At 69.0% G+C, this 24136-nt stretch carries 20 protein-coding genes and 1 pseudogene; 14 read left to right on the top strand and 7 right to left on the bottom strand.

The genetic code is table 11. The features are described 5' to 3' along the window. Positions 1–115 precede the first annotated feature (115 nt). Positions 116–2086: an ATP-dependent DNA helicase gene (locus AB0I23_RS23385; RefSeq protein ID WP_359111920.1), complete on the top strand. Its 1971-nt coding sequence runs from the start codon at positions 116–118 to the stop codon at positions 2084–2086. 120 nt (positions 2087–2206) lie between these two features. On the opposite strand, the gene lexA is transcribed toward AB0I23_RS23385, so the two are convergent. Continuing rightward, positions 2207–3001 (bottom strand): transcriptional repressor LexA, encoded by a 795-nt coding sequence (lexA, locus tag AB0I23_RS23380; protein WP_037701351.1) that lies wholly within the window; start codon positions 2999–3001, stop codon positions 2207–2209. A 542-nt stretch (positions 3002–3543) separates the two neighbouring features. On the opposite strand from lexA, the gene nrdR reads away from it, so the two are divergent. From nrdR to AB0I23_RS23365, 3 genes are all read left to right on the top strand, one after another. Next, the gene (nrdR, locus tag AB0I23_RS23375; RefSeq protein ID WP_359111918.1) at positions 3544–4056 is read left to right on the top strand and encodes a transcriptional regulator NrdR; all 513 of its coding nucleotides are present in this window, start codon (positions 3544–3546) and stop codon (positions 4054–4056) included. A 161-nt stretch (positions 4057–4217) separates the two neighbouring features. Then, positions 4218–7130 (top strand): vitamin B12-dependent ribonucleotide reductase, encoded by a 2913-nt coding sequence (locus tag AB0I23_RS23370; protein ID WP_359111916.1) that lies wholly within the window; start codon positions 4218–4220, stop codon positions 7128–7130. Positions 7131–7272: 142 nt separating this feature from the next. Then, positions 7273–7671, top strand: a complete 399-nt coding sequence (locus AB0I23_RS23365) for a hypothetical protein (RefSeq protein WP_359111915.1) — start codon at positions 7273–7275, stop codon at positions 7669–7671. Here the strand turns inward: AB0I23_RS23365 and AB0I23_RS23360 are convergent. Together AB0I23_RS23360 and AB0I23_RS23355 are read right to left on the bottom strand one after the other, a co-directional pair. Continuing rightward, positions 7643–8179: a TerD family protein gene (locus AB0I23_RS23360; RefSeq protein WP_359111913.1), complete on the bottom strand. Its 537-nt coding sequence runs from the start codon at positions 8177–8179 to the stop codon at positions 7643–7645. The two genes, AB0I23_RS23365 and AB0I23_RS23360, sit on opposite strands and share 29 nt — an antisense overlap. Before the next feature lie 128 nt (positions 8180–8307). Beyond that, positions 8308–9264 (bottom strand): DUF1152 domain-containing protein, encoded by a 957-nt coding sequence (locus tag AB0I23_RS23355; RefSeq protein WP_436846987.1) that lies wholly within the window; start codon positions 9262–9264, stop codon positions 8308–8310. Positions 9265–9353: 89 nt separating this feature from the next. Here AB0I23_RS23355 and AB0I23_RS23350 point away from each other — a divergent pair, with 89 nt between their 5' ends. From AB0I23_RS23350 to AB0I23_RS23335, 4 genes are all read left to right on the top strand, one after another. After that, the gene (locus AB0I23_RS23350; protein ID WP_359111909.1) at positions 9354–9959 is read left to right on the top strand and encodes a YdbC family protein; all 606 of its coding nucleotides are present in this window, start codon (positions 9354–9356) and stop codon (positions 9957–9959) included. 632 nt (positions 9960–10591) lie between these two features. Beyond that, complete coding sequence (locus AB0I23_RS23345) at positions 10592–11251, top strand: histidine phosphatase family protein (protein WP_359111907.1); 660 nt, start codon at positions 10592–10594, stop codon at positions 11249–11251. Positions 11252–11263: 12 nt separating this feature from the next. After that, on the top strand, positions 11264–12175 hold the full coding sequence (locus AB0I23_RS23340; RefSeq protein WP_359111905.1) for an ADP-ribosylglycohydrolase family protein: 912 nt from the start codon (positions 11264–11266) through the stop codon (positions 12173–12175). Positions 12176–12361: 186 nt separating this feature from the next. Next, the gene (locus AB0I23_RS23335) at positions 12362–14131 is read left to right on the top strand and encodes a DUF4153 domain-containing protein (RefSeq protein WP_359111904.1); all 1770 of its coding nucleotides are present in this window, start codon (positions 12362–12364) and stop codon (positions 14129–14131) included. Between the two features lie 199 nt (positions 14132–14330). On the opposite strand, the pseudogene AB0I23_RS23330 reads toward AB0I23_RS23335, so the two are convergent. Together AB0I23_RS23330 and AB0I23_RS23325 are read right to left on the bottom strand one after the other, a co-directional pair. Next, a pseudogene (locus AB0I23_RS23330) lies at positions 14331–14555 on the bottom strand (MFS transporter); the annotation flags it as partial. Beyond that, positions 14543–14722: a hypothetical protein gene (locus AB0I23_RS23325; protein ID WP_359111902.1), complete on the bottom strand. Its 180-nt coding sequence runs from the start codon at positions 14720–14722 to the stop codon at positions 14543–14545. The gene AB0I23_RS23325 and the pseudogene AB0I23_RS23330, both read right to left, overlap by 13 nt. Positions 14723–14725: 3 nt before the next feature. On the opposite strand from AB0I23_RS23325, the gene AB0I23_RS23320 reads away from it, so the two are divergent. The 3 genes from AB0I23_RS23320 to AB0I23_RS23310 all read left to right on the top strand — a co-directional run bounded on the left by AB0I23_RS23320 (position 14726) and on the right by AB0I23_RS23310 (position 16547). Continuing rightward, positions 14726–15037, top strand: coding sequence for a TetR-like C-terminal domain-containing protein (locus AB0I23_RS23320; RefSeq protein WP_359111900.1), 312 nt, complete (start codon positions 14726–14728; stop codon positions 15035–15037). A 118-nt stretch (positions 15038–15155) separates the two neighbouring features. Then, positions 15156–15866, top strand: a complete 711-nt coding sequence (locus AB0I23_RS23315) for a ribonuclease HII (RefSeq protein ID WP_359111898.1) — start codon at positions 15156–15158, stop codon at positions 15864–15866. Between the two features lie 60 nt (positions 15867–15926). Beyond that, the gene (locus AB0I23_RS23310; protein WP_359111896.1) at positions 15927–16547 is read left to right on the top strand and encodes a hypothetical protein; all 621 of its coding nucleotides are present in this window, start codon (positions 15927–15929) and stop codon (positions 16545–16547) included. Positions 16548–16613: 66 nt separating this feature from the next. Here AB0I23_RS23310 and AB0I23_RS23305 read toward each other — a convergent pair whose 3' ends face one another. Both AB0I23_RS23305 and AB0I23_RS23300 read right to left on the bottom strand, forming a co-directional pair. Then, on the bottom strand, positions 16614–17252 hold the full coding sequence (locus AB0I23_RS23305; RefSeq protein WP_359111895.1) for a hypothetical protein: 639 nt from the start codon (positions 17250–17252) through the stop codon (positions 16614–16616). 215 nt (positions 17253–17467) lie between these two features. Next, a complete protein-coding gene (locus tag AB0I23_RS23300; protein WP_359111893.1) occupies positions 17468–19639 on the bottom strand; it encodes a RecQ family ATP-dependent DNA helicase in 2172 nt (723 codons plus the stop codon). 110 nt (positions 19640–19749) lie between these two features. Here AB0I23_RS23300 and AB0I23_RS23295 point away from each other — a divergent pair, with 110 nt between their 5' ends. The 3 genes from AB0I23_RS23295 (at position 19750) to AB0I23_RS23285 (ending at position 24031) form a co-directional block, all read left to right on the top strand. Next, positions 19750–21048 (top strand): DUF4192 domain-containing protein, encoded by a 1299-nt coding sequence (locus tag AB0I23_RS23295; protein WP_359111891.1) that lies wholly within the window; start codon positions 19750–19752, stop codon positions 21046–21048. A gap of 279 nt (positions 21049–21327) precedes the next feature. After that, entirely contained in the window at positions 21328–22092 is a 765-nt protein-coding gene (locus AB0I23_RS23290) for an NUDIX hydrolase (RefSeq protein WP_359111889.1), read from the top strand. A gap of 112 nt (positions 22093–22204) precedes the next feature. Then, the gene (locus AB0I23_RS23285) at positions 22205–24031 is read left to right on the top strand and encodes an ATP-binding cassette domain-containing protein (protein ID WP_359111887.1); all 1827 of its coding nucleotides are present in this window, start codon (positions 22205–22207) and stop codon (positions 24029–24031) included. Positions 24032–24136: the final 105 nt, after the last annotated feature.

Below are 24136 nucleotides of genomic sequence, written 5' to 3'. Positions count from 1 at the left end.
CGGACAGAACAACCGGAGGACAGCCCAGCAGGGCGTCAGTCAGTGGTGGAGCCACGACCACCGGAACCCACTTACGAGTATCAATGTCAGTGGTGCACCGTAGGCTGGTCACGCTATGACAAAGCCATCCCTCCCCGAGCTCCTGCATGCCGCCGTGACCGCCGTCGGTGGTACGGAACGGCCTGGCCAGGCCTCCATGGCCGAGGCCGTCGCCGAGGCTGTCGACGACAATTCCCATCTGCTGGTCCAGGCCGGCACCGGCACGGGCAAGTCCCTCGGTTACCTGGTGCCCGCGCTGGCGCACGGGGAGCGCGTCGTGGTCGCCACGGCCACCCTGGCACTGCAGCGCCAGCTCGTGGAGCGTGACCTTCCGCGTACGGTCGACGCCCTGCATCCACTGCTGCGCCGTCGGCCCCAGTTCGCGATGCTCAAAGGACGCTCGAACTATCTCTGTCTGCACCGGCTCCACGAAGGCGTCCCGCAGGAAGAGGAAGAGGGACTCTTCGACCAGTTCGAGGCCGCAGCGCCGTCGAGCAAGCTCGGCCAGGATCTGCTGCGGCTGCGAGACTGGTCGGACGAGACCGACACCGGGGACCGCGACGACCTCACCCCGGGCGTCTCCGACCGGGCGTGGGCGCAGGTCTCCGTCTCCTCCCGGGAGTGCCTGGGCGCCAGCAAGTGCGCGTACGGCGCGGAGTGCTTCGCGGAGACGGCCCGCGAGCGCGCCAAGCTCGCCGATGTCGTCGTCACCAATCACGCGCTCCTCGCCATCGACGCGATCGAGGGAGCCCCGGTCCTCCCGCAGCATGAAGTGCTGATCGTCGACGAGGCCCACGAGCTGGTCTCCAGGGTCACCGGAGTGGCCACCGGAGAGCTCACCCCCGGCCAGGTGAACCGGGCCGTGCGCCGCGCGGCGAAGCTGGTCAACGAGAAGGCCGCCGACGCCCTGCAGACCGCGGCGGAGGGCTTCGAGCGGGTGATGGAGCTGGCGCTCCCCGGCCGTCTGCAAGAGGTTCCGGAGGACCTCGGCTACGCACTGATGGCGCTCCGGGACGCTGCTCGCACGACGATCACCGCCCTGGGGTCCACCCGGGACAAGTCCGTCCAGGACGAGGACGCCGTTCGCAAGCAGGCGATGGCCTCGGTGGAGACGATCCACGGCGTCGCCGAGCGCATCACCCAGGGGTCCGAGTACGACGTCGTCTGGTACGAGCGCCACGACCGCTTCGGCGCGTCCGTGCGCGTCGCCCCGCTCTCCGTCTCCGGCCTCCTGCGCGAGAAGCTCTTCGCGGACCGTTCGGTCGTCCTCACCTCGGCCACGCTCAAGCTCGGTGGTGACTTCAACGGTGTGGGCGCGTCCCTGGGCCTGGCCCCCGAGGGCACCGCGGGCGACGACATCCCGCAGTGGAAGGGGCTCGACGTCGGCTCGCCCTTCGATTACCCGAAGCAGGGCATCCTGTATGTCGCCAAGCACCTGGCCACGCCAGGCCGGGAGGGTTCACGCACCGACATGCTGGACGAGCTCGCCGAACTGGTGGAGGCCGCCGGCGGGCGCACGCTCGGGCTCTTCTCCTCCATGAGGGCCGCCCAGGCCGCCGCGGAGGAACTGCGTGGCCGGCTCGACAAGCCGATCCTGCTGCAGGGCGAGGAGACGCTGGGTGAGCTGATCAAGAACTTCGCGGCCGACCCCGAGACCTGCCTCTTCGGCACACTCTCGCTCTGGCAGGGCGTCGATGTCCCGGGAGCGAGCTGCCAGTTGGTGATCATGGACCGGATCCCGTTCCCGCGTCCCGACGACCCACTGATGAGCGCGCGCCAGAAGGCCGTCGAGGAGGCGGGGGGCAATGGCTTCATGGCTGTCGCGGCGACCCATGCCGCGCTGCTGATGGCCCAGGGTGCCGGTCGTCTGGTCAGGGCCACGGGCGACAAAGGCGTGGTCGCGGTGCTCGACCCGAGGCTGGCCAATGCCCGGTACGGCAGCTATCTCCGGGCTTCGCTCCCCGACTTCTGGTACACGACGGACCGCAACCAGGCGCGCCGCTCACTCGCGGCGATCGACGCTGCCGCCAAGGCCGACGGGCGGTGATCCGGACGCCGCCCATGGCTGTCTGCTCATCCCTGGGCGGTCGCCGGAGCCCAGCCGCACGGACAGGGCCCCGGGTCCGGCGCTGCGGATCCCGGGGCCCTGTCGGAACATGGCGTCTCTTCACACCCGCCGCAGCACGGCCACGACCTTGCCGAGGATGGTTGCCTCGTCGCCAGGGATCGGCTGGTACGCGGAATTATGCGGGAGCAGCCATACGTGGCCGTCCTCCCGCTTGAAGCGCTTGACGGTGGCCTCGCCGTCCAGCATCGCGGCCACGATGTCGCCGTTCTCCGCGACGGGCTGACGGCGGACGGTGACCCAGTCGCCGTCACAGATCGCCGCCTCGATCATCGAGTCGCCGACGACCTTCAGAACGAACAGCTCGCCGTCCCCGACCAGCTGGCGGGGGAGCGGAAAGACGTCCTCGACCGATTCCTCGGCGAGGATCGGGCCGCCGGCTGCGATCCGGCCGACGAGCGGCACGTACGATGCCGCGGGCTTGCCGGTCGTATCGGTCGGCTGCGTACTGGGCTGATCCGAACCACGGACCTCGTACGCCCGGGGGCGGTGCGGATCACGGCGCAGGAAGCCCTTGCGCTCCAGGGCCATCAACTGATGGGCGACGGAGGACGTGCTGGACAGGCCCACCGCCTGACCGATCTCCCGCATCGATGGCGGGTATCCCCGGCGTTGCACGGAGTCCCGGATGACCTCGATCACGCGCCGTTGGCGGTCCGTGAGCCCCGAGCTGTCCGCTCGGATGCCTGGAGGTCGGCCTGGGAGCGAGCGCGTCGGTCGTGCTGGCTCCGGCCCCTCCGTGTTCGTGACTGAGTCATTCATGGCATGCACCGGCTGGAGTCGGCTCTGGGAGCGGTCCTGGGCAGTGATGGTGGCACTGTCTGCGGTGGTGGTCACGTCGGCCCCTCTCGAATGGTCTCCCTAGCTGGACAACGGTAGTAGCTTTCGAAAGGTTGCGCCAAACACACGTTCGAGTGAAAAACGAATAAAAGTCTGTCCGGCGTTCACTGCGGGGTGTATGAGCGGGTTTCCGGCAGCGTTCCGGCCCGCACCGGCGCCGCTCTGCTGTGATCGGGTGCGACCGGCGATTCGGACCGACACGGTAGCCCTCGCGGCCGTGCCGCCGCCATGCGGGGTGGTCTTCCGATGGCCGTTCGGGTCCGGTGCCGGGTGCCCCGCGATCCGGGCGGCCGGGCCTGTCCCGTAACCTCGTGGGCGGCCGCACGGTGCCTGCGGGCCGCCCGGGATGCGCGACACGCGCTAGGGCCGAAAGTGCAACCAAACCCAAGATCTAGTGGTTGGATTGTTTCAGCTACCCAGAACTTGTGGTCTCCGGTCGATCCGGCCGTGGCCATCGCCTATGCTTGTGGCTGCTTCGAAGGTCCCCAACGGGGCCTGAAGAGGCTATTCAGTCGTGCCGTGAAGGAGGGTTCGGAGCCATGCACTGCCCCTTCTGCAGGCACCCCGACAGCCGGGTTGTCGACAGCCGCACCACCGACGACGGCACGTCGATCCGTCGACGCCGTCAGTGCCCCGACTGCTCCCGCCGTTTCACCACGGTGGAGACCTGCTCGCTGATGGTGGTGAAGCGCAGCGGGGTGACCGAACCCTTCAGCCGCACCAAGGTCATCTCCGGCGTGCGCAAGGCGTGCCAGGGGCGGCCGGTCACCGAGGACGCCCTCGCCAAGCTCGGCCAGCGGGTCGAGGAGGCGGTGCGCGCCACCGGGAGCGCCGAGCTGACCACTCACGACGTGGGTCTGGCCATTCTTGGCCCCTTGCAGGAACTCGACCTCGTCGCGTACCTGCGCTTCGCGTCCGTGTACCGGGCGTTCGACACACTTGAAGACTTCGAGGCCGCGATCGTGGAACTCCGCGAGCGACGGTCTCCCATGGAGGGATGCGGGACCGTCGGGACTCTTGAGGTTCCCGTTCCCGCCGTCGCCGCCGACTGAGCGACACCGGCTGATCGACACAGGGCTGTGAGATCAGCGGCAGGGCGGCTGCAGGAACCTGCTCCGGGCGCTGTGCGCGGCATCCGAAGCATCAGACACACACTGTGCCCCGGGAAGTTCTGGGCACTTCAGGGCGTTTTTGCCCACATATGGGAGGCGGCATGACAGAGACGGCGAGCGGCCCGGCACGAGGTTCCCGAGCCAAGGGATCCAAGTCGACTGCGACGAAGCAGGGCCTGCGTATCGAGCGCATCCACACCACCCCCGGCGTGCATCCGTACGACGAGGTGGCGTGGGAGCGCCGTGACGTCGTCATGACCAATTGGCGCGACGGCTCGATCAACTTCGAGCAGCGTGGCGTCGAGTTCCCCGACTTCTGGTCGGTGAACGCGGTCAACATCGTCACCAGCAAGTACTTCCGCGGCGCTGTTGGTACGCCGCAGCGCGAGACCGGTCTGCGCCAGCTGATCGACCGGATCGTGAAGACATACCGGCAGGCGGGCGAGGACTACAACTACTTCGCCTCTCCGGCCGACGCCGAGATCTTCGAGCACGAGCTGGCGTATGCCCTTCTGCACCAGATCTTCAGCTTCAACTCGCCGGTCTGGTTCAACGTCGGTACGCCCCAGCCGCAGCAGGTCTCAGCCTGCTTCATCCTGGCCGTCGACGACTCCATGGAGTCGATTCTCGACTGGTACAAGGAAGAGGGCATGATCTTCAAGGGCGGCTCCGGCGCCGGCCTGAACCTCTCCCGTATCCGCTCCTCCAAGGAGTTGCTGTCCTCCGGTGGCAACGCCTCCGGTCCCGTCTCCTTCATGCGCGGCGCCGACGCGTCCGCCGGAACGATCAAGTCCGGTGGAGCCACCCGCCGTGCGGCCAAGATGGTCATTCTCGACGTCGACCACCCCGACATCGAGAACTTCATCGAGACCAAGGTCAAGGAGGAGGAGAAGATCCGCGCCCTGCGCGACGCGGGCTTCGACATGGACCTGGGCGGCGACGACATCACGTCCGTCCAGTACCAGAACGCCAACAACTCCGTCCGCGTGAACGACGAGTTCATGAAGGCCGTCGAGTCCGGCGGGAAATTCGGGCTGCGCGCCCGCATGACCGGTGACGTCATCGAAGAGGTCGAGGCCAAGTCCCTCTTCCGCAAGATGGCCGAGGCCGCCTGGGCCTGCGCCGACCCGGGTATCCAGTACGACGACACGATCAACCAGTGGCACACCTGCCCCGAGTCCGGCCGGATCAACGGCTCGAACCCGTGCAGCGAGTACATGCACCTGGACAACACGTCGTGCAACCTGGCCTCGCTGAACCTGATGAAGTTCCTCAAGGACGACGGCAAGGGCAACCAGTCCTTCGAGTCCGAGCGCTTCGCCAAGGTCGTCGAGCTCGTCATCACCGCGATGGACATCTCCATCTGCTTCGCCGACTTCCCGACCCGGAAGATCGGCGAGAACACCCGCGCCTTCCGTCAGCTGGGTATCGGCTACGCGAACCTCGGCGCCCTGCTGATGGCGACCGGCCACGCGTACGACAGCGACGGCGGCCGCGCTCTTGCCGGTGCCATCACCTCGCTGATGACCGGCACCTCATACAAGCGCTCCGCCGAGCTCGCCGCGGTCGTCGGCCCGTACGACGGCTACGCCCGCAATGCCGAGCCACATCAGCGCGTCATGAAGCAGCACGCCGACGCCAACGCCGCGGCCGTCCACATGGACGACCTGGACAACCCGATCTGGGCCGCCGCCACGGAGGCCTGGCAGGACGTCATCCGCCTCGGCGCGAAGAACGGTTTCCGCAACGCGCAGGCCTCGGTCATCGCGCCCACCGGCACCATCGGTCTCGCGATGTCCTGCGACACCACCGGCCTCGAGCCCGACCTCGCCCTGGTCAAGTTCAAGAAGCTGGTCGGCGGCGGCTCGATGCAGATCGTCAACGGCACCGTTCCGCAGGCTCTGCGCCGCCTGGGCTACCAGGAGGAGCAGATCGAGGCGATCGTCGCCCACATCGCCGAGCACGGCAATGTGATCGACGCCCCCGGTCTGAAGGCCGAGCACTACGAGGTCTTCGACTGCGCGATGGGCGAGCGTTCCATCTCCGCGATGGGCCACGTGCGCATGATGGCGGCCATCCAGCCGTGGATCTCCGGCGCGCTCTCCAAGACGGTGAACCTGCCGGAGACGGCCACCGTCGAGGACGTCGAAGAGGTCTACTTCGAGGCGTGGAAGATGGGCGTCAAGGCCCTCGCCATCTACCGCGACAACTGCAAGGTCGGCCAGCCCCTCTCCGCGAAGACCAAGGAGAAGGGAAAGTCCGCAGCGGATGCAGTCACGGCCAAGGCCGAGGGGACCATCCGTGCCGCGGTCGAGAAGGTCGTCGAGTACCGCCCGGTCCGCAAGCGTCTTCCCAAGGGCCGTCCCGGCATCACCACCTCCTTCACGGTGGGCGGCGCCGAGGGCTACATGACCGCCAACTCCTACCCGGACGACGGTCTCGGCGAGGTCTTCCTGAAGATGTCCAAGCAGGGTTCCACCCTCGCCGGCATGATGGACGCTTTCTCCATCGCCGTCTCGGTCGGTCTGCAGTACGGCGTCCCGCTGGAGACGTACGTCTCGAAGTTCACCAACATGCGCTTCGAGCCGGCGGGCATGACGGACGACCCGGACGTGCGGATGGCGCAGTCGATCGTGGACTACATCTTCCGCCGTCTGGCGCTGGACTTCCTGCCCTTCGAGACCCGCTCGGCACTCGGCATCCATTCGGCCGAGGAGCGTCAGCGTCACCTCGACACCGGTTCGTACGAGCCGTCTCTCGAGGACGACGAGCTGGACGTCGAGGGTCTGGCTCAGTCCGCCCCGCTCCGGACGGAGCCGCTGAAGGCGGTGGCCGCTCCGCAGGAGGCGGAGATGCCCGCTCCGAGGACGGCGCACACCTCGGCGGAGCTCGTCGAGATGCAGCTGGGCATCAGCGCGGACGCGCCGCTCTGCTTCTCCTGCGGTACGAAGATGCAGCGCGCCGGGTCCTGCTACATCTGCGAGGGCTGCGGCTCGACCAGCGGCTGCAGCTGAATGTGACCATCCTCGATGTGTTCCCTTGTCGCCCGTCGGCGTGAACCTCAGGCGAAGCACCGGCTGATGGCAATGTGACCAGACAGTGTGTCCCCTCAAAGCCCCAAGAGCTTTGAGGGGACACACTGTTTCGAGAGGCGGCATGTCGCCAGACGTGCGCGTGCAGCGGTCAATCGTCCACGACGACGCCCTCATTGAAGCCGCCCTCGGAGACGGACCCCTGCCGCTGGGCCACGCCGACCGCGTCCTGGCCCCGTTCATCACGATCAACGGCCATATCCACGGACTGACCAGCGACTTCCTGCGCCACCACTGCCTGGCCAGGCCAGAACGTGGCACCGCCACCCGCATAGCCTCCGACGTCGTCGGCTGGGTGGACTACCTCGTCAACCACCGTGGGCACCACCCCTTCGAAGACCACCGCGACCCCGTCCTGGCGGCCACCGAAGAAGACTTTTTTAGATTATCTGGCAATATCGGTGATATGACCCGTGACGGTAAGTCAGCAGGTGTCAGGTGCCCGGCTTGTGGTTTCCCATGATCGCGGCGTACGAACCGGGGTCGCCGTCGAAGCCCCGGACCGTCCCGTGGAACTTCCAGACGCCCGATCCGTCCCGGACGAACTCGGCCACGGTCACCGCGGTCGCGGTGGCGACCCCGGAGAAGTCGTTCTCCGCCAAGTTCGTGTAGCCCTCGCGAATCTGTACACCGGTATTGGGTATGTCGCCGAACGTCTTCCGGCCGTCGCGCTGCTGAATGACCACTCCGACCACGACCCGGGTGTACACGGTCGACAGCCGTTCCAGTTCCAGAGTCATCACCTCGTCGAAACCGAGACCCTGGCCGGTCCTGCTGTCGCGGTTCAGGGTGATGGTGCCGTCCGGCGAGCGGCTGTCGAAGTGGACGAGATACGAGGGGCTGCCGGACGGTTCGTCGGCCGGATACGTCGCCGCGATGATGTCGAGGTCGTGAGCGGGCGCGCCCGGCGGACTCGGGTCCCACTTGAGCCTGACCTCGACCTTTTCGATGTCCTTGTTGGGAGTGCTCATCGGGCTTCCCTCCTTGCCGCTGGGACGTCGGATTGCTCGTACCATCCGATCATGTCTGTAACTGTCCCTGAATCCAACCGGCTTGGGCGCGGGCGGCGGAATCGGGCCATTGTTGTTCCCGGCGCCGTTCAGTGCGGGATGCGGCGCGGTGGACGCGGGCTGATCTCTTCGCGGAAGAGCTCGATCGCGCCGCTGACCTGACGCATGAGGTGGGTGTTCTCGATGCGGTCGAGATAGAGACAGTTGCGGGCCAGCCCGTCCAGCTCGAAGGCGAAACAGAGCGTCATCAGCGGGTTGATGAACAGCTCGCTGCCACGGGTGCGGGACGTGAACTGGACGTCCCCGAAGGCGCCCTGGACCGCCGCGGCGATCGATCCGTTGACGATGCTCGGGTGTTCGGGTGTGTACTTCTGGGCGTGGGTCACCGCGTCGACGAAGAGGGCGCCCTCGCGCGTCGTACGGGAGACGGAGAATGCGCCGAGGCAGGCGCCGTCGCGTTCCAGGGCGGCCATGTTCTCCAGGACGAGTCCGTGACTCACCCCGTGGTATGCGTCGATTCCGAAGCCGACGGAGACGACCAGGCGCTCCGGTACGTCGATACCGGCGAGGGCGGCGACACTGGTCAGGTCCTCCTCCGGGGTGCCGAGACCGGTTTCGTCGCCGCGCATCAGGATGTCCGTACCGCCGTCGACGAGGACGACCGCATCGATGTCGTACCGCTCGATCAGCGCCCGGTAGGCGGCGCGCAGCGGCTGCACTCCCACTCGCGTGAAGGCGTGCACGGTGCTCGGGTAGTGGTGCAGATCGAGCCACTGGGCGAGGGTGCGTTCCGGGAAGTACGCCTGGTGGAGGGCCGTTTGGGGGGTGATCACGGCGACGTCCGGTGCCAGCCACGCATCGAGGGGGAGTCCTTCGAGCGCGCTGAACGACAGATTTGCGAGCCGGACGTCCTTGCCCTGATGGAGCAGGGAGAGCGCCACTGGCAGGCCCGCGTAGATGTCGAAGCCGCCACCTGCCCCGGCGACGAGGATGCGCTCGGCCGATTCGAGGCACGCGAACAGGGGGTTGGCGTGGAAGGCCGTCATGGAGATCATTCTCCGGTTCGTGGTGACCGGTTCGGGCGCACTCCGGCAGAGCGTGACCCGCGCCACGTTCAGCGCCGTACGATGGCGCGGTGCTGGTCAAGTGGATTCGCTGCACTGTGATGGATCGTCGTGGTTTCGAGCGGGGGCAGCGAAAGTGGGCGGGGCTGCTCGGTGAGCCGGGGTTCAGGGGACAGGGGGGCGGATGGAGTCGGGGGCGACCAGAGGTTGCCCATGTGTTCGCGTTCTGGGAGAACCGGGTCTTCTACGACTCCTTCATGGCGCGTGCGCATGACCAGTTGGCTGCGGCGCAGTCCGGAACGTACAGCGACATCCAGGTCAAACTGTTCGAGTACCGCTTCGATGTGAAGACCGGCTTCGAGCCGCACTTCGCTGATGCGGACGTGGTCAGAGTGGCGCACAGCACCGTGCATGAGGACCGTGTCGAGCATTTCGCGCTGATGCAGCAGCGGGTGTGGAATCCGGCCATGGCCGGATCTCCCGGAATGCTGCGCGGTGTGTTCGGCGAGGCGCCGGGGCACGAGTTCCTCGTGTTGTCGATGTGGCAGTCGAGCGCTGAGCGAGGCAAGTACCGGCCGGGGAGTGTCGAACGGCTTTCGCAACGCGCGCAGACCGAGGACGATGTGGCGGCTCTGGAGGGGGACGTCGTGCAGCTCGAGCCCTCCTGGACGGTGTGACCGTCGGCACCCGGGCCCGTTCCGCTCCTGATCAGCCGGGTCCTGGCACGGTGCGGCGGGTGCTGAACGCCCTGCTGGGGCGGCAGCCCGGGCTGCGAAAGCGGACCGGTCGGTCTCCGGTAACGGGCTCGCGGCTGAGGAGAAACCTGAGGGTCAGCGGCGCCGAGAGACGGCCCTGACCAGCGCGGCGGCGTCGGTGTGGGGTGCTCGCCGCGTGCCGGGGCCCGGAGAGCCCCCAGGCTGCCGGTGTAGGACGGGCCCCAGGTGCCTCGCCGACCAGGTAGACAGTGTGGCCGCAGGGCCGGCGGGCGCAGGGGCGCTGCGCTCGCACGGGCTGTTCCACGCCCAGGACCTGCGAGTACCCGGCGGATCGCTCTCCGCCGAGCAAGGCGGGAGGCTCGCGCTCGCCCGTCTGCCCGGTCCGCGGATCTGCTGCTCTACGGGCCGGTGAACCCCAGGGCGCTCGGGCCGGTACGGGCGCCGGAAGAAGCCCTGGCCCTCCGGCCGGGGGCGCTCTTGGTGTCCCATGGCTGTCCCACGACCGGCTCTGTGACGCCGTTTCACCGGCGATACACGGCGGATGGAGCCCGGGCAGCTGCTCGAACGAGCGGGAACCGATCTAGGGTCTGTACATGGCACGACCGCAGCGCATTGTCCTCGTCCGGCACGGCGAGTCCGAGGGCAATGTCGACGACACGGTGTATGAGCGTGAGCCCGACCATGCGTTGCGGCTCACCGCGACGGGTTTGCGGCAGGCCAGGGAGACGGGGGTACAGCTGCGCGAACTCTTCGGCAGGGAGCGTGTCAGCGTGTACGTCTCGCCCTACCGCCGCACGCACGAGACCTTCAGGTCCTTCGGCCTCGATCTGGAGCGGGTGCGGGTGCGGGAGGAGCCACGGCTGCGTGAGCAGGACTGGGGAAACTGGCAGGACCGCGAGGACGTAAGACTGCAGAAGGCGTATCGGGATGCCTATGGGCACTTCTTCTACCGTTTCGCGCAGGGGGAGTCCGGCGCCGATGTGTACGACCGGGTCGGAGCATTTCTGGAGAGCCTGTACCGGAGCTTCGAAGCCCCGGACCATCCGCCCAACGTTCTCCTGGTCACCCATGGACTGACGATGCGGTTGTTCTGCATGCGCTGGTTCCACTGGTCGGTGGCCGAATTCGAGTCACTGTCCAATCCTGGCAACGGCGAGAAACGGACGCTGATACTCGGCGAGGACGGCCGCTACACACTTGACCGGCCGTTCGAGCGGTGGCGCGCCCCTGAGCCCTACGGCATCACCGGATAGAGTGGAAGGGCGATGACCGCTGACTCCGCTACCGCCCCACGCTTCGAACGCGCCCTGGCCAGCCTTCGCGGGCTGGCCGTGGGAGACGCCCTGGGATCCCAGTTCTTTGTGCCCGTCAACTATCCGCTTCTGAAGCAGCGTGCATTGCCGCCCGGACCCTGGCAATGGACCGATGACACGGAGATGGCCTGCTCGGTCCTGGCCGTGCTCGTCGGGCACGACCGGATCGACCAGGACGCGCTCGCCCGCTCCTTCGCCGACCATCACGACTTCGATCGGGGATACGGTCCCGCAGTGAACCGGCTGCTCCGGCTGGTCCGGGAGGGCGGCGACTGGCGCGAGCTGGCGTCGGCGTTGTTCAACGGTCAGGGCTCCTGGGGCAACGGTTCGGCGATGCGCATCGCACCCCTTGGCGCTTGGTACGCGGATGATCCCGAGCAGGCCACGCACCAGGCCGAGATCTCCTCGTACACCACGCATCAGCACCGGGAGGCCGTCGTGGGGGCGATGGCCGTGGCGGCGGCCGCCTCGCTCGCAGCCGCACCCGGGGGGCCACCGACCCCTGAGGATCTCCTCGATGGGGTGGTCGCGCTCGTACCGCGCAGCGCGGTGGGCGCCGGGCTGCGCCGGGCCCGCGACATGCTCGACTACAACGATGCCGGGACTGTGGCCGCGGTTCTGGGCAACGGCCGTCGTACAAGTGCACATGACACGGTGCCGTTCGCTCTCTGGTCTGCGGCGCGGAGCCTCGGCGACTTCGAGAAGGCGTTCTGGGTGACCGCTCAGGCCGGGGGAGACGTGGACACGACCTGCGCGATCGTCGGCGGGGTCGTCGCGGCGGGCAAGGCGGGCGCACCGCCGGCCGACTGGTCGGCGCAGGCGGAGGAGCTGCCGGACTGGCTTCCCCGCCCGGGCCGCGGCTGAGACGGGCCGACTGTCACGGTACTGACACATCCCTGCCGCGGGCGCGCCTGCGAGCGGTAGCAGGGAGTTAACCTTTCGGCCACGCCGCCCTCGGTGATCATCATGACGGGCGTGTGCCGAATGAGATGCCGGGCTGCTCGCACTGTTCAGCTGCCGTGTGAGCGGACCTCGGTGGGGAGGGGCCCCATGCCCGATCATGCGTCAGAATCATCCGTCCGGCCAGAGACGCCCGAGCCGACCGGTACGTCGAAACCGTCTCGCGCCACGGAGTCGAAGCCGGAGGGGGAGCCGACGGAGCGACCGGAGTCGTCCGAGGCGCCCGGTATGTCCGAGGCACCGGAGTTCCGGGACGCCGTTCCGTCGCCGCCGCAGGTTCCGGCGTACGCGCAGCAAGGGAGGCAACCGCAGCCGCCCAACCCATGGCAGAGCAACCGGCAGACAACCGGGACGCTCGCGCGGCTGCGCCCGGCCCGCCCGGCCGCCATCCGTAACGCCACGCTCTGGGCGGCCGTCGCCACCGCGCTCCTCAGCGCGTTGTTGCTCGGTGACGGTCTCGGCCCGAACCTGTTGATCGTGGCAGTCCCCGCCGCACTCGCGGCCTACTTCGCCGCGCAGGCAGCGGGCCGTCGGCTCCGGACCTGGTCGGCCGTCTGGGCGGTCGGCGGCCTTGCGCTGCTCGCGGTCCCGGCGCTCAGGGACGCGGGCTGGCCCACCTTCCTCGCCGTTGTGTCGGCCGTCGCGCTGGGTTCACTGACGCTGCACGGCAGCCGCAGCTGGCTCGGTGTGTTCCTCGGTTCGGTGGGCCTACTCTCCTCCGTGGCCGGGGGACTGAGGTGGGGCATGGGTGGTGTTCGCGACCGTATGACCGGTTCCCGCGGTCGGTGGGGTGTCGTGTTCCGTTCCACCGTGGTTGCGATCGGTCTGCTCATCGTCTTCGGAGCGCTCTTCGCCAGCGCGGATGCCGCGTTCGCCGATGTGCTCGGCAACCTGATCCCCGACGTGTCGCTGGGCGATGCCCCGTGGCGGATCTTCCTGTTCGCGGTCGGTCTGGTCGGTGCGCTCACCGCCGCATACACCGCTGCCGCCCCGGTGCGCTGGGATGACATCACCATACGGGCCGGGAAGCCCCGCGGCCGCCTGGAATGGGCGCTGCCACTCATCGTGCTGAACTTGCTCTTCGCCGTCTTCATCGCCATCCAGCTCACCGTGCTGCTCGGCGGATACGACAAGGTGATGGCCGAGACCCACCTCAGCTATTCCGCATACGCACGCCAGGGCTTCTGGCAGCTGCTGTGGGCAACCCTGCTCACCCTCCTGGTCATCGCGCTCGCGCTGCGCTGGGCACCGCGCGGGCAATCGCGCGACCGCACGCTCGTACGGACCGTCCTCGGCGCGCTCTGCCTCCTCACTCTCGTGGTGGTCGCCTCGGCGCTGCGGCGCATGGGCCTGTACGTCGATGCCTACGGCCTGACCCGGCTGCGTATATCCGTGGCTGCCATCGAACTCTGGCTGGGCGTGGTGCTGATCCTGATCATGGCGGCGGGCATGTTCGGAGCCCGCATCCTGCCGCGCGCCGTGGCGGCGAGCGCCGCCGCCACCGTGCTCGCGTTCGGTCTGGTCTCGCCCGACGGGCTGATCGCGGAACAGAACGTGCAGCGTTATCGCAGCCGTCACACCATCGACATCGACTACCTCCGGGGACTCTCGGCCGACGCCGTACCGGCTCTCGACAGCCTTCCCGAACCACTGCGGTCCTGTGCCCTCAAGGAGATCCAGCAGACGCTACGTACGTCCGACGCCCCCTGGTACGCCACCAGTTGGGGCGAGGTGCGGGCACGCGACATTCTGGAGAAGCGGAGTGCGAACGCTCTTGTGGCGAACTGCCGGGGGCAGGGGAGCGAGGGGGGCAGCGGGCGCAACGGTGTCGAGGGCGACGACTCGTACGACCCGTACTGACCCCTGCCCAGCCCGCAACGCCCTGTACTCACCCCGCGTCGAAGCGCACACATCTTGGAGGGGACCGGTCCGAGTCCTACCGGGCGACCGGACACGTGCAGGACGTACCCCTGCGTACGTCCTGCACCTGTGCCGGCGGGCGCTCCGTCGCCGGCCCGCCCTGCTGTCGGGCGCCTGTGGCGACACACGTCGTGCCGCGTTACGCGGCGGATCCTCCGGCCGAGGCCTTACCGCTCGGCGCGTCCAAGTCGCTCTTGTGTACCCGGATCACCAGCACCGCGGTCAGCAGGGCGACGGTCACCATCGCCACCGCCGCCGTGAAGGCAGTCGAGATGCCCTGGGTGAGCACTTCGTGCCCCCACCGCGCAGGCAGTTCGTGCGACTTGGCGGACTCCGCCTTCTGTCCCGGTGTCACCTGAGCAAGATGAGGTACGTCCCCGACCGGTTGCGGTCGGCGAACATCCTCGGCGGCGTGATCGGTTCCTTCGCCCGCATCTCGATGAGGACGAATGCGGCCAGCAGCACGGCCTCGGCGGCGAAGGCGGCAGCATCCGCGAAGATCTCTACCAGCTGGACCGAAGGATGCGCCACGTCATGCTCTCCACACCCGGAACCGCCCTGCTTTCCGTGCTTCACGAGTGCGACTCGAGCGCCTCCGGACGGTTCCAGACCGTGATCTCCCAAGGCGTGATCCAGCCGTCCACCGAGCTCTTTCGGAAGGTCGTGAGCCGGGGCATCGAGCGGAGTGACGTCCGTAGCGATGCGACGAGCGACCTGATCCTGGACGTCATCCCCACGATGATGATGTTTCGCAGCAAGGTGTGCGGCAGCGAATGGCCGGATGTGTACATCGCCGAATTGATCGATCAGATCATGGTGCCTCTGCTCCGGCCTTCCGACAGCTGAGCGCAATCGGTGGCGGCCGGACCGTGAGCGGTCTGTTGGAGCGTCGCCACGGGACGGACAACGGTCCGGTGCCCCGGGGTGTTCGTGGCGTCTTCGTCGGCGTAGGCTGACAGGCGCCATGCCGTACGAACCACCCACGCACACCGTCGAGCGCTCACTGCGCGCTACCACTGGTGCCAAGACCGTCGCCGGTGTCGACGAGGTCGGACGCGGAGCGTGGGCGGGACCGGTCACCGTGTGCGCGGCCGTCACCGGCCTCCGCAAGCCTCCCGCCGGACTCACCGACTCCAAGCTGATCAGCCCGAAGCGCCGCGCCGAGCTGGCGCCGCTGCTCCAGGACTGGGTCACGGCCTACGGCCTCGGTGACACCTCGCCGCAGGAGATCGACGAGCTCGGGATGACCGCAGCCCTGCGCCTTGCCGCGGTACGCGCCCTCGAAGCGCTGCCCGTGCGCCCCGACGCCGTCATCCTCGACGGCAAACATGACTACCTGGGAAAGCCCTGGACGGTCCGAACCGTCATCAAGGGCGACCAGTCCTGCATCGCGGTTGCGGCCGCCTCGGTGATCGCGAAGGTTCACAGGGACACGATGATGGCCGAACTGGGCGCGGAATCGGGGGAGTACGCCGCCTTCGCGTTCGATGCGAACGCCGGCTACCCGTCCCCCGTGCACCGGGCCGCTCTGGAGGCGCTGGGGCCCACGTCCCTGCACCGCCTCTCATGGTCCTACCTCGACGCGCTGCCCAGGTGGCAGCACTTGAAGAAGATCCGCATCTCCGCCGAGGCGGCTGCACTGGAAAGCGGGGGCCAACTCGGCTTCGACTTCTGATCGCGTATTTGTACCCACCCGCCGACGCCCTCTGTGTCGGCGTTTGATAGACAACCACCCATGCCTCTCATCCCCGAGGAGCCTCAGATTCACGAGAGCGCCCAGGGTCCCCGCGTCAGTCCGGCCGCAGGCCGCAACGCGCCGACCCCCCGTCCCGTACCCGGCCCGCGTTCCGCGGCCACGCCGCGCCCCGGTCGTCCCGGTCCGGGCCCCGCGAGGCCCGCGCCCCCGGCGCAGCGCCCGCACTCCACTTTGGGTCAGTCTCAGACGGCCCGGTCGGAGACTCGTTCCGCGCCGCAGGTCCAGCTGATCCCGGCGTCAGCCAGCGGTGCGATCGACGCCGCCGACGAGGCTGTCGATCTGCTGCTCGACTCCGGACGCGCACCCGGCGACATCCTGGTGCTCACCACTGGTGAGCAGCACCCGTGGGCGGTCCACGAACTCTCCTTCGGAGAAGGCGCCTACTGGGCCCAGCACGATGCGGGCGATGACGTCTTCTTCGCCGGTGCCGCGGCCGCGGACCGGGTGAAGGCCCGCCCCGTGGTGATCGTCGCGGTCAACGGCGACGTCGATGGCTCCGCCGCCCGTGCGCTGCCTCTCGCGAGGGAGCGTGCCGGAGCGCTGCTGGTCGTCTGCGGTGACCCGCAGCGGATCAGCACCGTGCTCGGCGCCGGCGTCTGAGCCCAACGACGCGCACAGCCGTGGTGACCCGGCTGCCCGACAGGGCGGCCGGGCCCATGACCCGGGTCAGCGGGCCGCGGTGCGTCGCAGCGCCTCCGCCGCACCGCCGCCGGTGCGCAGCGGAAACGGATCGTGCTCGGCAACCGTGTCGGCGAGAGCCGCAGGCGTCGAGATGGAGTTGGGCCGACGGCCGCCCCGGCCCTCGCCCAGTACCTGCCATCCGCCACGTGTCAGCGTGATGTACGCGCCGCACCGCAGGCCGTGCAGGGTGCAGGCATCGCGCAGACCCCACATCCACGCCCCGTCCTCCTCCGTCCACCGCTCGTCGCCCTCGCGGCAATAGAGCAGCACCGCGGTGCGGACGGGTGTGCGGCGGCGCAGATCGTGCGGGATGACCCGGCGCAGATGCGCCAGCAGTGCGTTCCGGAACTCCCAGCCATCCGCGGAGACGGAGCGACGGGCGAACGAGGCGCTGGCCGTGAGGCGTTCCTCATGGTCGAGTACGGCGACGACAGCGGTCTCCGGGGTCGGCCGGTGCCGGGTATGCAGGCCGCTGACCACCTCGCGCGGGCTGCGCAGCAACGGTATGCCGGCAGCGGCCCACTCGGCCGGTTCGAGCATTCTGGCAAGGCGATTGGCGGAGTCGGCGGATGCCGAGGACGCCGACATCGAAGTGGCTGCGGACGGAGCGAATCCGAAGGTCACGATCCTCCCTTCGCATACGCGCCCACGGTGCGGGCAGGGTCGGGTGGGACGCACCGCGGCACAGCCCTTCCGGGCCGCGAAAGGACCATGCGGGGAGCAAGTTCAATTCTTCCTGGCGTATCGGCAGGCGGCAACGAGCAATTGATACGGCTGACGGGAATCAGCCGGTATGACACGGATATCCCTGCCCAAACCGTGGACGGATGACGCCCCTGTCACGCCTGAACGGCGAGGACCAGCGGAAACACCCCCTCCGCACCGGCCCTGCGCAGCAGCCGCGCTGCCACGGCTAGCGTCCAGCCGGTGTCCGAGAGATCGTCCACGAGCAGCACCGGCCCCCCTGCCGACGCCAACGCCGCGGTCAGTTCCGGCTCCACGACCAGCGCCTCGTGCAGAGCACGCACCCGCTGCGCGCTGTTGGTCTGCGAGATCCGTACCCCGTCCGCCCCGGGCGCGTAGGCGACGCTGCCGAGCAGCGGCATCCGGCCGACCGCGGCGATCCGGCTGCCGAGCGACTGGATCAGCTGAGGTCTGCTGTGCGAGGCGACCGTGACGACCCCCACCGGCCGCGGTACGGCATCGGCGGCGCCGGACGCCCATCCCCCGGGGCCCTTGGCCCAGTCGGCCAGCACCGCCACCACCGCGTTCGCCACATCGTCCGGAACCGGTGTGTCAGGTGTCTGCGACGCCAGCATCGGGCGCAGTCGGTTGCCCCAGCCGATGTCGGAGAGACGGCCGAGCGCCCGCCCGGAGAAGGAGATTTCTCCCGCTGGGATACGGCCCTTCAGATCGACGCCCACCGCGGCGAGACCGGTCGGCCACATCTTGCGGGGTTCCACTTCCACTCCGGGCCTGCCGAGTTCGCCCCGTGCGGTGTCCAGGGCGGCCGTCGACACCTGGTCGTCGAAGCGAGCCCCCGCGCAGTTGTCACAGCGTCCGCATGCCGTCGCCTCCTCGTCGTCCAGTTGGCGACGCAGGAATTCCATCCGGCAGCCGGTCGTCGTCGCATAGTCGCGCATCGCCTGCTGCTCGGCCGAGCGCTGGCGGGCCACCCAGGCATACCGCTCCGCGTCGTAGACCCAGGGCTCTCCCGTGGCGGTCCAGCCGCCCTTCACCCGCCGGACCGCGCCATCGACGTCGAGCACCTTCAGCATGGTCTCCAGCCGTGTGCGCCGAAGGTCGACCAGCGGTTCCAGGGCAGGCAGCGAGAGAGGCCGGTCGGCCTGGGCGAGCGCATCGATCGTGCGCCGGACCTGCTCCTCCGGAGGGAAAGCGACCGAGGCGAAGTACTGCCAGATCGCCTCGTCCTCCTTGCCCGGGAGCAACAGCACCTCGGCGTGCTCGACGCCTCGCCCCGCGCGGCCCACCTGCTGGTAGTAGGCGATGGGGGAAGAGGGCGAGCCCAGGTGCACGACGAAGCCGAGGTCGGGCTTGTCGAATCCCATGCCGAGCGCGGACGTTGCGACGAGAGCTTTGACCCGGTTGGCCAGGAGGTCGTCCTCCGCCTGCTGCCGGTCGGCGTTCTCGGTGCGACCCGTGTAGGACGCCACGGTGTGTCCGCACTGGCGCAGATACGCCGTGATCTCCTCGGCGGCCGCGACCGTGAGCGTGTAGATGATCCCCGAGCCGGGCAGCTCCTTGAGGTGATCGCCCAGCCAGGCCAGCCGGTGTGCGGCGTTCGGCAGTTGCAGTACGCCGAGGCTGAGGCTCTCGCGGTCCAGCGGCCCACGCAGCACCAACGCGTCCGTACCCGCCCCGGTGCCGAGCTGCTCCGCGACATCCGCTGTCACCCGAGCGTTCGCGGTGGCGGTCGTCGCGAGCACGGGTACCCCCGCGGGCAGATCGACGAGCATGGTGCGCAGCCGTCGGTAGTCGGGCCGGAAGTCGTGGCCCCAGTCGGAGATGCAGTGCGCCTCGTCGACCACGAGCAGCCCGGTGGCGGCGGCGAGGCGGGGCAGGACCTGGTCCCGGAAGTCGGGATTGTTGAGTCTTTCGGGGCTGACCAGCAGCACATCAACCTCGCCCGCGGCCACCTCGGCCTGGACGGTGTCCCACTCCTCGGTATTGGACGAGTTGATCGTCCGGGCGGTGATGCCGGCCCGGGCCGCGGCCGCGACCTGGTTGCGCATCAGTGCGAGCAGCGGAGAGACGATCACCGTCGGGCCGCTGCCCTGCGCCCGCAGGAGCGAGGTCGCGACGAAATACACGGCGGACTTGCCCCAACCGGTCCGCTGGACGACCAGCGCTCTGCGCTTGTCCGCGACGAGCGCCTCGATGGCCCGCCACTGGTCCTCGCGCAGCCGGGCAGTGTCGGTGGTGTCCCCGACGAGTCGGGCCAGTACGGAATCGGCCGAAGCCCTGAGCTCTGCGCGGTCTGCGTTGGTCATGCCCCTATGCAACCCGATGGCTATGACAAACGGCGAACGACCCCGCGGCCCTGTGGACAACTTATCCACAGGGGGTCGCGGATCTCTGCTGCCTGCGGGACGGTCATGCCATGAACAAGCACCACGAATCCACCGGACCGGGCGACGGGCAGCAGATCACTCTGCGCGGGCCCGCCGAACTTGCCGACGCCCTTCCCTATCTCATGGGCTTCTATCCGAACGACAGTGTGGTCATGGTCGCCCTGCACGGCGGCCGGGGCCGCTTCGGCGGGCGCCTCAGGCTCGGGATTCCGCAGGCACCGCAAGAATGGCCGCACGTCGCCGAGCAGCTCGCCGAGTGCCTGGTCAAGGGGAGCGAGCGGCGCGGCGAGCACCCTGATGCGATCGTCGTCTTCCTCTGCCAGGATCCTGCCGACGGGGAGACCCCCGGCCAGACGATGGAGCGGCTGCGGCCGCTGGCCCAGCGTCTGCGCACGGCCTGCGGGGCTCTCGATGTGCCCGTCCTCGAAGCGCTCTGCATCTCCGGCGGACGCTACTGGTCCTATTGCTGTCCGGACGCGCGCTGTTGCCCGACCGAAGGCAACGGCCTGTCCCTGCCGGGCACATCGGTGATGGCGGCCGCCGCCACCTACGCGGGTATTCAGGTCCGGGGATCCCTGAGGGAGATGGAAGCCAGGTTGGCTCCTCTGAAGACCCCGGCCGTGGCGCAGCAGCCGCGGGCCCTCGACTCGGCCGGAGCCGCACTGGTGCCGAGGATCCTCGACGAGGAGGGACGCAAGGAAGTGGCCCGCGAGACCCTCGGGCTCGCACGCGTCCTGATGAAACGCCTCCGGGAGGCGCCGACGGCCGGGCCCTCGGCGGCAGACAACCAGGACGACTCGCTGATCAGCCATGACGAGGCGGCCGCGGTGATTCTCGGTCTCCAGGACCGCGAGACCCGGGACAAGGCCGCGGAATGGATGGAGGGGCCCGAAGCGGAATCCGCCCTACGACTGTGGCGGGCGCTCTCACGCCGTTGTGTCGGACCGTACGAGGAACACGCTGCTGCGCCGCTCACCCTGGCCGGCTGGGTCTCCTGGTCGACAGGCGACGAGCCGGGCGCACGCGTCGCACTGGGGCTTGCCCTCCGGGTGGACCCCGACTACACCTTTGCTCAGCTGCTCCATCAGGCGTGCAACGAAGGACTCGATCCGGAGGCTCTGCGCCGCTGCCTGCGCGGGGAGAGCAGTGAGCAGAAGGAGCGTGGTCACCACCGTACCGAGCGAGTCGTCCGGGCCGGCACGGTCCGCCCGCCAGCGGTGAGGCGGAACAAGACACAGCCCGGTCCGGCCCGCCCACGGGGGGCCGGGCGACGACGTGCCCGGGAGCCGCGGGCCCACGGTCACGGCGGGACCGAGGGCGGCCGATGACCGTAGATACCGATCGCCCGGCGTCGGGAAGGGGAATGGGGGCGCGGCACGGGACACCGAGTTGAGTGGGCACAGAAGGCAGGAGCGACAAGGGGGCGCCACCGGTGGCGCGGCTTCTGCGCGCCGGGACGCACAGGCCTCCGAGGTGCTGCCTTTCCGCGCTTCGGAGGACGACTCCCCTCGTGCGGGCGAGAAGACGACCAGGGTTCTGGGGCCGCAGCGGATGAAGATCATGACGAAGGGAGTGTTTATCGTCAGGCAGACGACTATGATCACGGCATGCCGCCCTACGACCCGTCGACCTTCCCGCCCTTCGCTGTCACCGTCGACCTGGTTGTGCTCACCGTGCGCCGTCATGCGCTCTGTGCGCTGGTGGTTCGCCGCGGCGAGTCCCCGTTCCAGGGCAGGTGGGCACTTCCCGGCGGCTTCGTCAGAGCCGATGAGGATCTCGGAGCCGCGGCGGCGCGTGAGCTTGTCGAGGAAACCGGACTGTGCGCGCAGGACCCGGCGACTCCGGCGGTCGGCAATGGCGCTCATCTCGAACAGCTCGCCACGTACGGTGACCCCAAGCGCGACCCTAGGATGCGGGTCGTCAGCGTCGCTCACCTCGCACTCGCCCCCGACCTGCCCGCCCCCCGCGCGGGCGGCGACGCGAACAGTGCACGATGGGCGCCCGTCGAGGATCTGCTCGGGCTGGAGGGCGGCTCCAGTCGCGAGGGTGAACAGCACGCCCCGCTCGCCTTCGATCATGCGCAGATCCTCGCCGACGGCGTCGAACGGGCCCGTTCCAAGATCGAGTACTCCTCGCTGGCCACCGCTTTCTGTCCGCCCGCGTTCACGGTCGGCGAGCTGCGCCGGGTGTACGAGGCGGTCTGGGGGGTTGTTCTGGACCCGCGGAACTTCCATCGCAAGGTGACGGGCACCCCAGGCTTCCTGGTGCCCGCCGGCGGAACGACCACTCGCCAGGGCGGGCGTCCCGCCCAGCTCTTCCGGGCCGGCGCGGCCACCGTGCTCAATCCGCCGATGCTGAGGCCCGAAGTCTGACCTCGCGGAACGCCCGCAGGACCGACGATGCGCCGAAAGTCCGATATGTCGGGTTATCGTGCTGCGGTATTCCCCCTGCCCCCGAGCGGTTTCACCTCCTGCGAGAGAAGCGATGCTCCAGGCCATCGGACTCACCAGCGCCCCCCACCGCGGCCGTTCGCCCGCCGTGGACGACCTCACCTTCGAAGCCGGACCCGGCCGCGTCACCGCACTCCTCGGTTCCCCGGGCTCCGGCAAGACCACAGCCCTCCGCCTGATGCTCGAAATCGAGTCGGGGCGCGGCGTCACCTACTTCCGCGGCAGACCGCTGCACCGCATTTCGCAGCCCGCCCGCGAAGTGGGAGTGCTCCTCGGAGACGTACCCGGCCATCCCGTCCGCACCGTCCGCGGCCAGCTCCGTATGCTCAGCGCCGCAGCGGGGGTACCCGCCTCCCGGGCCGACGAGCTGCTCGACACCGTCGGCCTCGCCGGGCTCGGCGACCAGCGCATCGGAGCGCTCTCGCTCGGCATGGACCGCAGGCTGGGCCTCGCCTCGGCGCTGCTCGGAGACCCCCACGCGCTGATCCTCGACGATCCCGGAGAGGGGCTCTCGCCACGCGAGAACGCCTGGCTGCACGGGTTCCTGCGCGCCCATGCCGCGCAGGGAGGAACGGTTCTCTACACCACCTGTGACCCGAAGGAAGCGGCGCGCGCGGCCGACCGCGTGGTCACCGTCGACGCAGGGCGGCTGGTCGCCGACCAGGACGTCGTCGACTTCTCGCGTACCCGACTACGCCCCCGCGTCGCAGTCCGGACTCCGCACGCCGCACGGCTCGCCGCGGTCGTGAGCCGTGAGGCGCGCGCGGCCCGGCGCTCCGTCGAGGTGGTCACCGAAGCGGGCAGCCGCCTCTCGGTGTACGGCAGCACGTGTGCGGAGATCGGCGACACGGCATTCCGTCACGGCGTACCCGTTCATCGACTCGCCGACGAGATCGCCGACACCGGTCCGGCAACGATCACCGCTCCCGAAACGCAGGCTGCACCGCCGGGTCGTGTGTCGCCCGCGTCAGGCCCGGAGGCGGCACCGGCGCAACCGGAGCCGCCCGCCTCCGAGCCGGAGGCCGCGTTGCGACCGGCATCGCCGGTTCCGGGCCCGGAATGCGTGCCGTCGATCCGCCGGCGGCCGGCTCGGGGTCCGCACCGGCCGCTGCGCTACGAACTGCGCCGTCTCTTCGGTGTCAGGACAACAACGTTGATCATGGCGGCCGTTCTGGTCGCCTCGGTCGGGCTCTCCGTCCTGCTCGCCCGCACCGGCCGTGCCCCGCTGCCGAAAGTGCTTGCGGCATGGCCGACGCTACTGCCCCTGCCGCCTGCTGCTGTCGGCACCGGACTGCTCGGCGCGCTCTCCTTCGGAGACGAATTCCGCTACCCCGCGCTTGCGGCGGGCCGCGGCACCGTCCCCCGCCGCCTGGGTCTGCTCCTGGCCAAACTGGTGGTCTCCGGGTGCGTCGCGCTGCTGCTCGCGCTTGTCGTCGTGGCTGGTTCTGCCGAGGCGCTCCGTCTCGTGTACGGAGGCGACTTGGTCAGGGTTCCGTCGAATGCGGCTTTCCTTGCGGCGAGTTGGGCGGGCCTGAACGTGGGCTGCGCCTGGGCGGGTCTGCTGGCAGCCGGAATCTTCCGGGTGGCAGCCGCCGGAGTCGCCGCGGTGCTCGCTGTGCCCGTGCTCGTCGTTCCCCTTATCCGGAGGATTCTGTCGGGTCCGGCCAGTGATTCGGTGCTCGGGCTCCCCGGCAGGCTCCGCGAACTGGCTTGGGTGCAGTGGCCGTACGGGTTGGACTCCTGGGTAGTGGCGGGGGTGCGTGTGGTCGCGCACCCCGTGGGAACGGCTCTGTCTTTGTCACTCTCGGTCCTTATTTGCGCGTATGTGTTCACCAGCCTTCGCGGCAGAGTCCGTTGGTGATCGTGGAATGGGACCACCCGGTCAAGAGGTCTGCAACTCCCTTGAGGATGCCCGTTTTGTCTAAATAAGGCGTCAATTGGGGAGTGGGCGCCGATCACCCTTTCG

The sequence above is a fragment of the Streptomyces atratus genome, from assembly GCF_040655115.1.
Lineage (GTDB): Bacteria > Actinomycetota > Actinomycetes > Streptomycetales > Streptomycetaceae > Streptomyces > Streptomyces atratus_D.
The sequence above is the reverse complement of the archived record's forward strand: the minus strand, read 5'-3'. Positions and strand labels throughout refer to the sequence as shown.

Coding starts and splice junctions, on each gene's coding strand:
- AB0I23_RS23340 (WP_359111905.1), top strand. CDS start 11,264: ATGACCGCTGACTCCGCTACCGCCCCACGCTTCGAACGCGCCCTGGCC.
- AB0I23_RS23315 (WP_359111898.1), top strand. CDS start 15,156: ATGCCGTACGAACCACCCACGCACACCGTCGAGCGCTCACTGCGCGCT.
- AB0I23_RS23290 (WP_359111889.1), top strand. CDS start 21,328: ATGCCGCCCTACGACCCGTCGACCTTCCCGCCCTTCGCTGTCACCGTC.
- AB0I23_RS23310 (WP_359111896.1), top strand. CDS start 15,927: ATGCCTCTCATCCCCGAGGAGCCTCAGATTCACGAGAGCGCCCAGGGT.
- AB0I23_RS23300 (WP_359111893.1), bottom strand. CDS start 19,639: ATGACCAACGCAGACCGCGCAGAGCTCAGGGCTTCGGCCGATTCCGTA.
- AB0I23_RS23360 (WP_359111913.1), bottom strand. CDS start 8,179: ATGAGCACTCCCAACAAGGACATCGAAAAGGTCGAGGTCAGGCTCAAG.
- nrdR (WP_359111918.1), top strand. CDS start 3,544: ATGCACTGCCCCTTCTGCAGGCACCCCGACAGCCGGGTTGTCGACAGC.
- AB0I23_RS23295 (WP_359111891.1), top strand. CDS start 19,750: ATGAACAAGCACCACGAATCCACCGGACCGGGCGACGGGCAGCAGATC.
- AB0I23_RS23320 (WP_359111900.1), top strand. CDS start 14,726: ATGCTCTCCACACCCGGAACCGCCCTGCTTTCCGTGCTTCACGAGTGC.
- AB0I23_RS23355 (WP_436846987.1), bottom strand. CDS start 9,264: ATGACGGCCTTCCACGCCAACCCCCTGTTCGCGTGCCTCGAATCGGCC.
- AB0I23_RS23370 (WP_359111916.1), top strand. CDS start 4,218: ATGACAGAGACGGCGAGCGGCCCGGCACGAGGTTCCCGAGCCAAGGGA.
- AB0I23_RS23285 (WP_359111887.1), top strand. CDS start 22,205: ATGCTCCAGGCCATCGGACTCACCAGCGCCCCCCACCGCGGCCGTTCG.
- AB0I23_RS23345 (WP_359111907.1), top strand. CDS start 10,592: ATGGCACGACCGCAGCGCATTGTCCTCGTCCGGCACGGCGAGTCCGAG.
- AB0I23_RS23385 (WP_359111920.1), top strand. CDS start 116: ATGACAAAGCCATCCCTCCCCGAGCTCCTGCATGCCGCCGTGACCGCC.
- AB0I23_RS23335 (WP_359111904.1), top strand. CDS start 12,362: ATGCCCGATCATGCGTCAGAATCATCCGTCCGGCCAGAGACGCCCGAG.
- AB0I23_RS23365 (WP_359111915.1), top strand. CDS start 7,273: ATGTCGCCAGACGTGCGCGTGCAGCGGTCAATCGTCCACGACGACGCC.